Source organism: Flavobacterium sp., from assembly GCF_036405015.1.
Taxonomy (GTDB): Bacteria; Bacteroidota; Bacteroidia; order Flavobacteriales; family Flavobacteriaceae; genus Flavobacterium.
Window position 1 is genome coordinate 1 of record NZ_DASWYK010000084.1, and the last position, 12284, is coordinate 12284.

General features: G+C 33.1%; 15 protein-coding genes. 9 read left to right on the top strand and 6 right to left on the bottom strand.

The annotated features are described in order from the left end of the window. Positions 1-320 precede the first annotated feature (320 nt). From VGE71_RS06855 to VGE71_RS06885, 7 genes are all read left to right on the top strand, one after another. On the top strand, positions 321-830 hold the full coding sequence (locus VGE71_RS06855; protein WP_144218091.1) for an RNA polymerase sigma factor: 510 nt from the start codon (positions 321-323) through the stop codon (positions 828-830). Continuing rightward, entirely contained in the window at positions 817-1278 is a 462-nt protein-coding gene (locus VGE71_RS06860; protein WP_331137656.1) for a hypothetical protein, read from the top strand. The genes VGE71_RS06855 and VGE71_RS06860 overlap by 14 nt, the downstream gene beginning before the upstream one ends. Before the next feature lie 26 nt (positions 1279-1304). Beyond that, on the top strand, positions 1305-1832 hold the full coding sequence (locus VGE71_RS06865; protein WP_144218087.1) for a DUF4252 domain-containing protein: 528 nt from the start codon (positions 1305-1307) through the stop codon (positions 1830-1832). Position 1833: 1 nt separating this feature from the next. Continuing rightward, positions 1834-2373, top strand: a complete 540-nt coding sequence (locus tag VGE71_RS06870) for a DUF4252 domain-containing protein (protein WP_331137657.1) — start codon at positions 1834-1836, stop codon at positions 2371-2373. Between the two features lie 165 nt (positions 2374-2538). Then, the gene (gene yiaA, locus VGE71_RS06875; RefSeq protein WP_331137658.1) at positions 2539-2937 is read left to right on the top strand and encodes an inner membrane protein YiaA; all 399 of its coding nucleotides are present in this window, start codon (positions 2539-2541) and stop codon (positions 2935-2937) included. 193 nt (positions 2938-3130) lie between these two features. After that, the gene (locus tag VGE71_RS06880; protein ID WP_331137659.1) at positions 3131-3715 is read left to right on the top strand and encodes a zeta toxin family protein; all 585 of its coding nucleotides are present in this window, start codon (positions 3131-3133) and stop codon (positions 3713-3715) included. Beyond that, positions 3702-3848, top strand: coding sequence for a hypothetical protein (locus VGE71_RS06885; RefSeq protein ID WP_331137660.1), 147 nt, complete (start codon positions 3702-3704; stop codon positions 3846-3848). Before VGE71_RS06880 ends, VGE71_RS06885 begins: the two co-directional genes overlap by 14 nt. 52 nt (positions 3849-3900) lie before the next feature. Here the strand turns inward: VGE71_RS06885 and carB are convergent, their stop codons facing one another. Both carB and rpmH read right to left on the bottom strand, forming a co-directional pair. Further along, positions 3901-6756 carry a carbamoyl-phosphate synthase large subunit gene (carB, locus tag VGE71_RS06890; RefSeq protein ID WP_331137661.1) on the bottom strand — a complete coding sequence of 952 codons (2856 nt, stop codon included), beginning with the start codon at positions 6754-6756 and terminating at the stop codon, positions 3901-3903. 145 nt (positions 6757-6901) lie between these two features. Then, complete coding sequence (gene rpmH, locus VGE71_RS06895; protein ID WP_008464848.1) at positions 6902-7063, bottom strand: 50S ribosomal protein L34; 162 nt, start codon at positions 7061-7063, stop codon at positions 6902-6904. 169 nt (positions 7064-7232) lie between these two features. Here rpmH and VGE71_RS06900 point away from each other — a divergent pair, with 169 nt between their 5' ends. Next, positions 7233-7748 (top strand): DUF2892 domain-containing protein, encoded by a 516-nt coding sequence (locus VGE71_RS06900; protein WP_331137662.1) that lies wholly within the window; start codon positions 7233-7235, stop codon positions 7746-7748. A 173-nt stretch (positions 7749-7921) separates the two neighbouring features. Here the strand turns inward: VGE71_RS06900 and VGE71_RS06905 are convergent, their stop codons facing one another. Then, entirely contained in the window at positions 7922-8581 is a 660-nt protein-coding gene (locus tag VGE71_RS06905; protein ID WP_331137663.1) for an alpha/beta hydrolase, read from the bottom strand. Positions 8582-8890: 309 nt separating this feature from the next. Here VGE71_RS06905 and VGE71_RS06910 point away from each other — a divergent pair, with 309 nt between their 5' ends. Continuing rightward, positions 8891-9175, top strand: coding sequence for a GNAT family N-acetyltransferase (locus tag VGE71_RS06910; protein WP_414656167.1), 285 nt, complete (start codon positions 8891-8893; stop codon positions 9173-9175). On the opposite strand, the gene VGE71_RS06915 is transcribed toward VGE71_RS06910, so the two are convergent. From VGE71_RS06915 to VGE71_RS06925, 3 genes are all read right to left on the bottom strand, one after another. Further along, positions 9172-10602, bottom strand: a complete 1431-nt coding sequence (locus VGE71_RS06915; protein WP_331137665.1) for an anion permease — start codon at positions 10600-10602, stop codon at positions 9172-9174. The genes VGE71_RS06910 and VGE71_RS06915 overlap by 4 nt on opposite strands. Positions 10603-10624: 22 nt before the next feature. After that, positions 10625-11782, bottom strand: a complete 1158-nt coding sequence (locus tag VGE71_RS06920) for a porin (RefSeq protein WP_331137666.1) — start codon at positions 11780-11782, stop codon at positions 10625-10627. A gap of 192 nt (positions 11783-11974) precedes the next feature. Beyond that, the coding region (locus VGE71_RS06925; RefSeq protein WP_414656166.1) for an ATP-binding cassette domain-containing protein at positions 11975-12284 on the bottom strand (310 nt) is incomplete at its 5' end.

Sequence of the window (12284 nt, forward strand, 5' to 3'; positions counted from 1 at the left end):
GCCTGCCATAAATAAACTTCATTTAAACCTCTCCAGATAAAGCTATTAATTTGTACATCTGCAGGAGCAGCAACATCATCATTATCTTCGCAAGACTGCAAAGAGAAAGCTAGTAAAAAAAGAAAAAGAATACTTTTTAAAGGTGTTTTCATATCATTTGGGTTTCTATAATAGAATAAACGTAAAAGTAGTATCTTTAGTTTTAGCTTCGTCAAAAAGCAGTATTTTTTTACGTACAAAAAAATATTTTAGTTTTTGTTGTAACAAACAGAATTGTGCCTCGTCTTGAATATATAAGCTAACGACTAACCATCAGATTAATGAACCAAATTGTATTTATAGAATTAATAAATCCTTTTAAAGACAAAGTTTTTCGTCTGGCAAAAAGATTGCTTACAAGCACTGAAGAAGCAGAAGATGCGACTCAGGAGGTAATGGTAAAATTATGGAACAAAAAAGAAAGCTTGGAAAGTTACAATAGCGTGGAAGCCCTAGCCATGACAATGACTAAGAATTATTGTCTGGATCAGCTAAAATCTAAAAGAGCCAGTAATCTCCAGATTGTTCATAATAATTTTACAGATCGACAACCACAACTGGACAAAAAACTAGAAGATGAAAATAGTCTGGAATGGGTTGAAAAAATTATAAACGAATTACCCGAACAAATGCAGTTGTTAATACAGCTTCGGGATATTGAACAATATGAATTTGACGAAATAGCAAAAATCGTCAACATGAATGAAACAGCAATACGAGTTGCACTTTCGAGAGCAAGAAAAAAAATTAGAGAATCAATGACCAATACACACCTTTATGGAACTAAATAAAATAGAAGATATATTAGAAAAATACTTTCAGGGAGAAACTTCTATTGCTGAAGAAAATCAATTAAAAGAATACTTTTCTTCACCAAATGTTGCGCAGCATTTGGAGCAATACAAACCGATGTTTGGATATTTCTCTCAGGCAAAAGAACAGAAATCGGCGTATGAAATTCCACTACAATCTAAAAAACGTAACGTAGCGTGGTTATCGATTGCGGCTTCGGCTGTTGTCTTGCTGGGAATTGGAACTTACTTTTTTGTGAGCGAAAAAAATGATACTACTGCAGTAGCTTCGCAAACCGAATTAGGAACTTACGATGATCCCGAAGAAGCGCTAAAAGCAACTCAAAAGGCTTTGGCATTATTATCAAACAATGTTAATGTAGGAATTGAAAGTGTACATTACATTAAAGAATACGAACAATCAAAAAACAAAATTTTTAAACAGTAATTAAATTAAAATTAAAAAAAATAATCATGAAAAATTTCATTATAACTTTAGTATTCGCCTTTGTTACCACAACTTTTTACGCACAAGGCGCTTTTGACAAATTTGATGGTCAAGATGATGTAACTTCTGTAATTGTAAACAAAAAAATGTTCGATTTAATGAGCAAAGTAAAAGTAGATGCTTCTGATAAAGAAACACAACAATACATCAATCTGATCAAAAAATTAGATTACCTAAAAGTGTTTACAACCAAAAATCCTAAAATTGAGGCCGATATGAAAGCTTCTGCGGATAAATACATTAAAACGGCAGGTCTTGAAGAATTAATGCGTGTAAACGACAGCGGTAAAAACGTCAAAATAATGGTAAAATCTGGAGCAAGCGACACACAAATCAAAGAATTATTGATGTTTGTAGATGGTGCTAAAAACGACGAAACGGTTTTATTATCTTTAACAGGTAATTTTGACCTGAACGAAATTTCAGTTTTAACAGACAAAATGAATCTTCCTGGTGGTACCGACCTAAAGAAAGCTTCTAAAGGCAAAAAATAAAATGAAAGCAACTATTTTCACCTTAGCACTTGCAGCTTTACTTACTTTAGGAAGTTGTAATTCTGAACCTTCACTGCAGAAATATTTTGTTGAGAATTCGGAGAAAAAAGATTTCATTGCTTTAGATGTTTCTCCAACGATTCTAAATGTCGATAAAACAAAATTATCAGCAGAACAAAGTGAAGCTTTAAATTCGTTTGACAAAATGAACATTCTGGCTTTCAAAGCAGACCAAAATAATCAGGCGCAGTTTGAAACAGAAAGAACAAAGGTAAAAGCGATATTAAAAGATCCAAAATATCAGGAATTAATGAAATTTGGTTCTGGCAAAGACGGCGCTTCTGTAAGTTACGTTGGTAGTGATGACAACATTAAAGAGTTTGTCATTTTTGCCAATAGAAAAGAAAACGGATTTGCCGTAGTTCGTGTTTTAGGTGAAAATATGAACCCGAACAACATTATGACTTTAATGTCTGTTTTACAAAAATCTAAAATAGACATGGAGCAGTTGAAACCTCTGGAACAAATGCTTAAAAAATAAAACATCTTACTTTTTACAATCAAGAAAAGCTCCATCTTATGGAGCTTTTCTTTTTAACAACAGAAAGATAATACGTACTAATTTAAATCTGATTTATTTCCTTGTTAACTAAAATTAGTTACATTTACGATTCAAATCTCAAAACCTAATTAAACCAGAATTAATATGATACAAAAAACTTCAAATGCCTTTGTAGCGGCATCTTGGGTAGCTCTTGGAGCAGGAACAATCGGATTTATTGTTGGACTTGCAAGAGCTGAAATGTTATTAAATGAAAAAGGCTATTATTTTACCGTTTTAATGTTCGGACTTTTCGCTGTAGTTTCATTGCAAAAAAGTGTAAGAGACCGACTTGAAAATCTTCCAGTAACCGATATGTACTACGGAATCTGTTGGTTCGGGACATTGTTATCAATTGTTCTTTTAGTTGTTGGATTATGGAATGCGACTATTCTGCCAAGCGAAAAAGGTTTCTACGCATTTGCTTTTTTATTAGCTTTATTTGGCGCCATTTCAGTGCAAAAAAATACTAGAGATAATATGAATTTTGGTCAAAAGGAATAGATTTAAAATTCATTAAAAAATAAAAAAGCTCCAATTTGCATTGGAGCTTTTCTTTTATAATAGAATCTGAGATTATTTACTCAAATACATTTTTCTTCTAGAGTACAATTCGTAGAATTGATCGTCTTTTAAGTCGTCATTAAACGTAATAAAAGATTGAAGTTTGTAATTGGTTTTTTTTACCTTTGTAAGAATGAGCAAAAATCTTTATATTATTTCAGGTTGCAATGGAGCAGGAAAAACAACTGCTTCTTTTACTATTTTACCTGAAATTTTAAATTGTAAAGAATTTGTAAATGCTGATGAAATTGCAAAAGGCTTATCGCCATTTCAACCTGAAAAAGTATCTTTTGAAGCTGGAAGAATAATGCTCAGTCGAATTAATGATCTTTTAGAGGCAAAACAAACTTTTGCTTTTGAAACTACGTTAGCAACTAAAAGTTACAAATCAAAAATTATTCAGGCCCAAAAAGAAAAGTATCATGTTACTCTTTTATTTTTCTGGCTTGAAACTGTCGAATTGGCAATTGAAAGAGTAAAAACAAGAGTAATAGAAGGAGGACATAATATTGAAACAGAAGTTATAAAACGTAGATACTTAAACGGAATTAGAAACCTATTTGAGATTTATCTTGAAATTGTAGATGAAATACTTATTTTTGATAATTCATTTGGAATTCCAGAATTAATAGCCGAAAAATCTTTTGAAACTGAGATGAAAATTTTGAACGAAATCAAATTCAATAATTTAAAAAAATATTGGAATGAAAGAATATAAAAGATCCGTAAATCAACAAAAAATAGTTGATGGAATGAGTAAAGTTTACGAAAAACTGATTGAGTTCAAAAAGAAATCAAATAGTGAATTAGTAATTCTCAAAGACAATAAAATAGTCAGAGTAAAACCTTAATAAAAAAGCTCCAATATAAATTGGAGCTTTTCTTTTATAATAGAATCTGAGATTATTTACTCAAATACATTTTTCTTCTAGAGTACAATTCATAGAATTGATCGTCTTTTAAGTCATCAATAAACAAGATACTTTCTCCTGTTGATTTCATTTCTGGTCCTAACGCTTTGTTTACGTTCGGGAATTTACTGAAAGAGAAAACCGGTTGTTTGATCGCATAACCGTTCAATTTCGGGTTGAAATCAAAGTCAGTTACTTTGTTATGACCTAACATTACTTTTGTAGCGTAGTTTACATAAGGTTCTCCATAAGCTTTTGCAATGAACGGAACTGTTCTTGAAGCTCTAGGGTTTGCCTCGATAATGTAAACTGTATCGTCTTTAATCGCAAACTGGATATTGATTAATCCAACTGTTTTTAAAGCTCTAGCAATTTTATGCGTGTGATCTTTAATTTGCTGCATTACAAATTCTCCTAAGTTGAAAGGAGGCAATGTTGCGTTACTATCTCCAGAGTGAACTCCACAAGGCTCAATGTGCTCCATAATTCCGATGATGTAAACATTTCCATCAGCATCACAGATTGCATCAGCTTCTGCTTCAATTGCTCCAGCTAAGTAGTGATCTAGTAATAATTTGTTTCCTGGAATTGCTTTCAACAAATCGATAACGTGCTCTTCAAGCTCTTTTTTGTTGATTACAATTTTCATTCCCTGACCTCCTAATACATAAGAAGGACGAATCAAAAGTGGGAAATCTAAAGTATCAGCTAATTTTGAAGCTTCATCAGCTGTTTCAGCGATTCCGAATCTTGGGAAAGGAATATGCAACTCCGTCAACAAGTCAGAGAAACGTCCTCTGTCTTCTGCTAAGTCAAGTGCATCAAAACTAGTTCCGATGATTTTCACTCCGTATTTAGAAAGTTTATCAGCTAATTTAAGTGCTGTTTGTCCTCCTAACTGAACGATAACACCTTCCGGTTTTTCATGTTGGATGATATCATAAATATGCTCCCAGAAAACTGGTTCGAAATATAATTTATCAGCAGTATCGAAATCCGTAGAAACCGTTTCAGGATTACAGTTAATCATGATCGTTTCGTAACCGCATTCTTTAGCCGCTAAAACTCCGTGTACACAAGAGTAATCAAACTCGATTCCTTGCCCGATTCTGTTTGGTCCAGAACCTAAAACAATTACTTTCTTTTTATCTGTTACGATACTTTCGTTATCTACAAAACGTTCACCGTTTGCTTTTTCGATTTCAGCCTCAAAAGTTGAGTAATAATATGGAGTCAACGCTTTAAATTCAGCCGCACAAGTATCTACTAATTTAAACACACGGTTGATTTTTTGCTCCATACGTAAAGTGTGAACTTCACTTTCTAAACAATTCATCATGTGCGCTAATTGTCTGTCAGCAAAACCTTTTTGTTTCGCTTCCAACAATAATTCTTTAGGAAGATCAGAAACTTTGTAGTTTGAAATTTCTTTCTCTAAAGTATAAAGCTCTTCGTATTGTTTTAAGAACCACATGTCGATTCTTGTAATTTCGTGAATTGTGCTCAACGGAATTCCCATTGCAATTGCATCGTAAATTACGAAAACACGATCCCAGCTTGCGTGAGTCAGTTTGTCAATGATTAATTCGTAATCTTTATATCCTTTTCCGTCAGCACCTAAACCATTTCTCTTAATCTCTAAAGATTGAGTTGCTTTGTGAAGAGCCTCTTGAAAAGAACGTCCGATTCCCATAACCTCACCTACAGATTTCATCTGAAGACCTAAAGTTCTGTCCGAACCTTCAAATTTATCGAAGTTCCAACGTGGTATTTTTACGATTACGTAATCTAAAGTTGGTTCGAAAAGAGCCGAAGTAGATTTAGTAATTTGGTTTTGTAATTCATCTAAGTTGTATCCTAAAGCTAGTTTAGAAGCAATTTTTGCAATTGGATATCCAGTCGCTTTTGATGCTAAAGCAGAAGAACGAGATACACGAGGGTTGATTTCGATAGCTACGATATCTTCTTTTTCGTCTGGCGAAACTGCGAATTGTACGTTACATCCTCCCGCAAAATTTCCGATACTTCTCATCATCAAAATTGCGTAGTCACGTAATTTCTGGAAAGTCGTATCAGATAATGTCATCGCTGGCGCTACTGTAATCGAATCTCCAGTGTGGATTCCCATTGGGTCCATGTTTTCGATAGAACAGATAATTACAACGTTATCATTTTTATCTCTTAAAAGCTCTAACTCGTACTCTTTCCATCCCATTAAAGCTTTGTCAATTAAAACTTCGTGAATTGGAGAAGCTTCAAGACCTCTTGTTAAAAGCTCGTCAAAATCTTCTTTTTTGTAAACCACAGCTGCTCCAGTTCCTCCAAGTGTAAACGAAGGACGAATTACAAGCGGGAAACCAAACTCCTGAGCAATTTCTTTTCCTTCTAAGTAAGAAGTAGCCGTTTTTGCTGGTGCAGTTGGTACATTAATTTTTTCTAAAAGCTGTTTAAATTGCTCTCTGTCTTCAGTAATATTAATTGCGTTTACATCAACACCGATTAATCTTACTCCGAAATCCTGCCAGATTCCTTTTTCCTCAGCTTCCAAACACAAGTTTAAAGCTGTTTGTCCTCCCATTGTAGGTAAAACAGCATCAATTTGTGGATGTTCCTTAAGAATTTCAATAATCGATTTTGTAGTTAATGGTTTCAAATAAATATGATCGGCCATAGATGGGTCGGTCATAATCGTCGCTGGATTTGAGTTAATCAAGATAACTTCAATTCCTTCTTCACGAATAGAACGTGCAGATTGAGATCCTGCATAATCGAATTCGCAAGCTTGACCAATAACAATAGGTCCTGAACCTATTATTAAAACGGATTTAATTGATGTGTCTTTAGGCATTTTTTATGTATTGTAGTTATATAAAGTACTTAAAAAAACTTTTCTAGTGTGCTATAAACTAGAAAGTTGAGATTTTTTTTACCGACAAGGTATAAAAAAAGGCGATACTAAAAAAGTAATCGCCTTATGTATGTTTATACAAACATTATTTTTTGTGTCTAGGCTCGCTAGAAACAGTTAATTTATGTCTTCCTTTTGCTCTTCTACGCGCTAGAACTTTTCTTCCATTCGCAGAAGCCATTCTGTCCATAAATCCGTGCTTATTTCTTCTTTTTCTTTTCGATGGTTGAAATGTTCTTTTGCTCATTGCTTTGTATCTTTAAAAATGGTATCTATTAACTCTTTATTTTGGTTTTGGATATCGTTGTTCAAAAACCGAGTGCAAATATACAAAGACTTTTTTCACTGGCAAGCACTTTTATAAAAATATTTTTAATTCCTTTTACTATCTTTGCAATCACAAATTTACATTTATTATGTTTCACAAAAATATTAAACTTATTTTGGCCGGACTTCTAGTAGTGGCGGGCATTTGGCAATTTACAGAAAGTAATATCGGAAATGGTATATTCTTGATTTTATTGTCTGCGATTCCAATTTTTCTTTATTTTAAAAACGAATTTATCCTTTTAGCCTTCCTTAAATTAAGAAAACAAGACTTTGAAGGCGCTAATAAATGGCTATCATATATCAAAAATCCTGAAGGTGCATTAGTAAGAAAACAACAAGGATACTTAAATTATTTACAAGGTATCATGTTATCTCAAACAAACATCAACCAAGCAGAGAAACATTTCAAAAAAGCAATCGAACTTGGATTATCAATGGATATGGATTTAGCTGTAGCTAAATTAAACCTTGCAGGAGTTGCCATGTCACGCAGAAGAAAACTTGAAGCGACTAATTTATTGAACGAAGCTAAGAAATTAGACAAACAAGGAATGCTGAAAGAGCAAATCTCTATGATGAAAGAACAGATGAAGAAAATCTAAACGATTTTAATTTTCAATTTTAAAAATCCCAAATTCCAAAAGAGTTTGGGATTTTTATTTGTGATTATATCACACAAATCTTTGTCAAAGTTTGAAACTTAAAATATCGACTTGAAGTTTGGAATTTGGAATTTGTTTTCTTTTGGAATTTGGTATTTCAAAAAATTAGAATTTCAATCTTCTAATATAATAGAAGGCAAGTTCTCATTCAACCATTTATATTTATTCAAAATCATGATATGAGTTCCGCCTTTTACCAAAATACATTTATCAATATATTTAATTGGAAAAACCTCATCTTGATCTCCATGAATATGAATTACATTTTCGTCAATTTTATCTCGATCCCATAAAATCACAGTTTCGACTGCCCATTGCAGGTAACCTAAATCACGAACAGCTAGGAATTTCTCATATAACTTAATTCTTTTATTCACTTTTTCTCCAAAAGAAAACTTAGCTAGTTTCTCAATATTCAAAATCAACTGCATCGGAATTAACTTGTAAGCTTTTGTCTTCTTTCCTATTTTCATTCTTCTAGGAAATTCAAGATTACTTCTAACACTCGATATAATAACAACTTTTCGAGCTTTGATATGTTTAGAAATTTCCTGCACTAGAATTCCTCCAAAAGAAACCCCAATCAAAACAGGGTTTTCATGTTGGATATTTTTACTGATTCGAAGTGCATAATCCGATAGAGATTCTTTTGGATTTGGAATCTCCCATTCTAAAAGGTGTGTTTCAAAAATAGTTTCATCCAATTTTATTCTTTCAAAAATAGACGAACTTGCTGCCAGACCCGGCATAAAATAAACTGGAATTTTACTCATAACATTTAAATGAAATTACCATTGCGATATTTATTTAAAAAAATAAAGTTACTTTTTTTAACATCATGATAATCAAATTTCAGACCTAATTATTGCAACAAGTCAAAAAAAATCAAATTAGAAACGACATCTTAAAATCTGCTTCTTTAAAAAATAATTTAATATTGAAAATCAAATGATTACCTTTGCATTCGAAATATTTTTTGGAATTAAAACCTTATAAAGAATTTTCTTTCATAAATATTCTGGATCCCAAATTCACTATTTACCGTAACCTAACAAGAAATTACTATGGAAACTTTTGTAACTATGGAAATCAAAGACAACACTTTTGCGCGCCAATTTGAAACTGTCGTACCTGAAGGAATGCTGGCAGTTGAGTATTCATTTCAAGAGAAAAAAATCTTCTTAACCAAAATCAACACACCAGACGCTTACGATAACGAAGAAGCAATTAATGCTTTACTTAAGAATGTATTGGATTTAAGTTCTGAGAAAAATTATAGAGTTGTTCCAATTCATCCCAAGATTGTTTCTTTCTTCAAAAAAAATCCTAGATACAAAGAATTACTTCCTCCAGGAATTAGAATCTAAAAATCACCAATAATTCGGAGCCACAATCCTCCAATTACCATATAGATAAAGAGCATAACCAAACCTGTTATCAGTCCTTTGACCCACCAGCTCTTTAAATCGACATATCCGCTCCCAAAGAATACGGGTGCCGGACCGTGACCATAATGCGTTAAAGTTCCGTAAAGCGAACCTATAAATCCGAGCATAAAAGCCAACAACAATCCCGGAATTCCAAGTGAAATTCCTACTCCCAATAATGCCGCGTACATAGCCGCCACATGTGCCGTTGCGCTCGCAAAAAGATAATGACTAAAGAAATAAACTAAAATAATTATAGGAAAAGCCATTTGCCAGCTTAAACCTCCTATTTGTATTTTTACCAAATCACTAAACCAAGAAATAAACCCTAATTCGTTTAACGAACTTGCCATCATTACTAAAACAGAAAACCAAACAATAGTATCCCAGGCTCCTTTTTCGGCTTTCACATCATCCCAAGTTAAAACTGAAGTTAGAAGCAAAATCACCAATCCGATGAAAGCTGTTGTTGTTGCATCGATTGAAAACAAATCACCTGTCATCCAAAGAAACAACAGAATGAAAAATGTTAAAAGCATCATCCATTCGTTTCGGGTTATCGCTCCCATCTCTTTTAATTTTTGAGCCGCAATTTGCGGAGCATCGCCTGTTTTCTTTAATTCGGGCGGATAAATTTTATATAAAACAAACGGAATCACAAAAAAAGCGCATAATCCCGGAACAATTGCCGCTACAGCCCAAGACATCCAAGTAATTTTAATTCCTAAGTTTAAAGCAAATTTTTGACACATCGGATTACTTGCAGTTCCTGTTAAAAACATAGAAGACGCAATCAAATTCATATTATAACTATTTAAAGTCAGATATGACCCCAATTTTCTATGTGTTTCTGGCTGATCTGGCATTGAACCAAAACTCATCGACATTGATTTCATAATCGGATAAATAATTCCTCCTCCTCTTGCCGTATTACTTGGAACTGCTGGCGCCAGAACCAAATCTGCTAATCCTAATCCATAAGCCAATCCTAATGAACTTTTCCCAAATATTCTAATGAATAAAAATGCGATTCTATTTCCTAAACCTGTTTTTATAAAACCTCTCGCTATAAAAAACGAAATTCCAATCAGCCAGATTACTTTATCTCCAAAGCCTTTTAGCGCCAATGTAATTGACTTACCTGGATCTCCCGGTGCCAAAACCTGTGTAAAAGCAGTTAAAGCAATTGCGATCATACACATCGTTCCCATTGGAGCTGCTTTCAGGATAATTCCTAAAATAGTTGCCACAAAAATGGCAAATAAATGCCAAGCTTCTATTACAACGCCATTTGGCGCAGGAACTAACCAAATTGCGATTCCAATCACTAATGTTATTATAGTCTGAGGGATTTTTACTTCTTTCATAAAAATAAAATTTAAGTGAATTTTATAATCGGAGCTGTAATTGAATTAAAAACAATTCATCATTATAGGCTGATGAATCTGGAACATTTCTGTCAAATCGATCGATTTCAAATCCCATTTCGATTCGGCCCAAATAGGCTTTTCCAAATTCTAAACTTATCATTGGCGTATAAGTCTGCCTTACATTTGAATTTACTTTATAACTTGGATCGAAAGTTTCATAACGGCAAGACAATTCTAAAGCAGTTAATTTTTTATAATTCACTACATATCTTAAATTAGGTAGAAAATAAACGCCTCGCATTTGATAATTGGAAACATCTCCCACCCTGCTTTCGGCTGGAAGAGAAAAATACAAATTGTGATTTGTTCCTTGTTTGTATTCAATTTGGAGATCAAAACTCATTCGCTCAGTAAGTTTAAAATCACTGGTAATATCTGCTCCAATTGCAAAAACATCTTCTTTAAATACTTTTCCGAAACCTCCATTTAAACCTAGATTTATTTTGTGTTCTTTGGACAATTCAAAAACCCATCGTGTCGAATACTGTTTTCCGTTGTCTTTATCCATTTCCACATTTTTCCCATTTCCATTTAAAACAGAAACTGCATAATTGACCGGAATTTTACCAATATCAAAAGCTCCAGTTGCCGAAGCTCCGATTTGGAAACTGGTCCATCCATTTTTCCCAAATTCATAATACTGATTCGAGAAATCAAAAGATTTAATGATATCAACCGGAACAAGTTCTTCAATACCAAATGCGGGACGAAATTGACCTCCTGTTAAAGCAATGTATTTATTAAAAGTATATTTTCCATAGGCATTTTCGAGAACTTTACCTTTGGTATCCGATTTAAAATCGGCTAAGTTGACTAAGATTACAACTTCTGTGGCTTCACTTAATTTGGTATTCAACCCCACACGCATTCTTTTAATATCAAAAGATTGCTGCGTTACATCTCCTGTAGAATGATGCATTCCTAAAACATCAACATTATCTCCAAAACTTTCGAGATATCTTGCCTGCAAAAGACCTTTAAGCTGATATTGCGGATATTTTACTTCGTTTTCTGTTTTCTCCGTTTTGCCACCTTCGTTCACATCACCCTGAGCATTCAAGCAAAATGGCATTATAAAAAAGAAAAAAGCAATTGGAACTAGTAGAATTTTACTCATAGACTTTAAATAAATAAATTATTAATTTTTCTATAACCGAACTTCTAGTTAACACGAAATGGGAGCACTAAAATAGCAAAAAAATATATTTATTGTAAAAAAAATTGCATTAAAATAGTGTTATCAATCATATCTAAAACAAAAAAAAGGGACAAGTATCAACTTGCCCCTTTTTAAGTATTTTATTAAAAATTACTTTTCTATTTCTCTCATCGAGTCCATTTTCTTGTGCGCAAGGAAACCTGCAACATCTTCAAAATGCTCTTTTACTCTTTTGTTTCCGAATTCGAAAACTTTTGTTGCCAATCCATCAAGGAAATCACGATCGTGAGAAACCAAGATTAAAGTTCCATCAAAATCACGAAGTGCATCTTTAATAATATCCTTAGTTTTCATATCCAAGTGATTCGAAGGCTCATCCAGAATCAACAAGTTTACTGGCTCCAACAATAATTTAATCATTGCCAAACGTGTTTTCTCTCCTCCAGATAATACTTTTACT

Bases quoted from the DNA above. Each gene is read 5' to 3' on its own strand.
- VGE71_RS06855 (WP_144218091.1), top strand. From the start codon at position 321: ATGAACCAAATTGTATTTATAGAATTAATAAATCCTTTTAAAGACAAA.
- VGE71_RS06860 (WP_331137656.1), top strand. From the start codon at position 817: ATGGAACTAAATAAAATAGAAGATATATTAGAAAAATACTTTCAGGGA.
- VGE71_RS06865 (WP_144218087.1), top strand. From the start codon at position 1,305: ATGAAAAATTTCATTATAACTTTAGTATTCGCCTTTGTTACCACAACT.
- VGE71_RS06870 (WP_331137657.1), top strand. From the start codon at position 1,834: ATGAAAGCAACTATTTTCACCTTAGCACTTGCAGCTTTACTTACTTTA.
- yiaA (WP_331137658.1), top strand. From the start codon at position 2,539: ATGATACAAAAAACTTCAAATGCCTTTGTAGCGGCATCTTGGGTAGCT.
- VGE71_RS06880 (WP_331137659.1), top strand. From the start codon at position 3,131: ATGAGCAAAAATCTTTATATTATTTCAGGTTGCAATGGAGCAGGAAAA.
- VGE71_RS06885 (WP_331137660.1), top strand. From the start codon at position 3,702: ATGAAAGAATATAAAAGATCCGTAAATCAACAAAAAATAGTTGATGGA.
- carB (WP_331137661.1), bottom strand. From the start codon at position 6,756: ATGCCTAAAGACACATCAATTAAATCCGTTTTAATAATAGGTTCAGGA.
- rpmH (WP_008464848.1), bottom strand. From the start codon at position 7,063: ATGAGCAAAAGAACATTTCAACCATCGAAAAGAAAAAGAAGAAATAAG.
- VGE71_RS06900 (WP_331137662.1), top strand. From the start codon at position 7,233: ATGTTTCACAAAAATATTAAACTTATTTTGGCCGGACTTCTAGTAGTG.
- VGE71_RS06905 (WP_331137663.1), bottom strand. From the start codon at position 8,581: ATGAGTAAAATTCCAGTTTATTTTATGCCGGGTCTGGCAGCAAGTTCG.
- VGE71_RS06910 (WP_414656167.1), top strand. From the start codon at position 8,891: ATGGAAATCAAAGACAACACTTTTGCGCGCCAATTTGAAACTGTCGTA.
- VGE71_RS06915 (WP_331137665.1), bottom strand. From the start codon at position 10,602: ATGAAAGAAGTAAAAATCCCTCAGACTATAATAACATTAGTGATTGGA.
- VGE71_RS06920 (WP_331137666.1), bottom strand. From the start codon at position 11,782: ATGAGTAAAATTCTACTAGTTCCAATTGCTTTTTTCTTTTTTATAATG.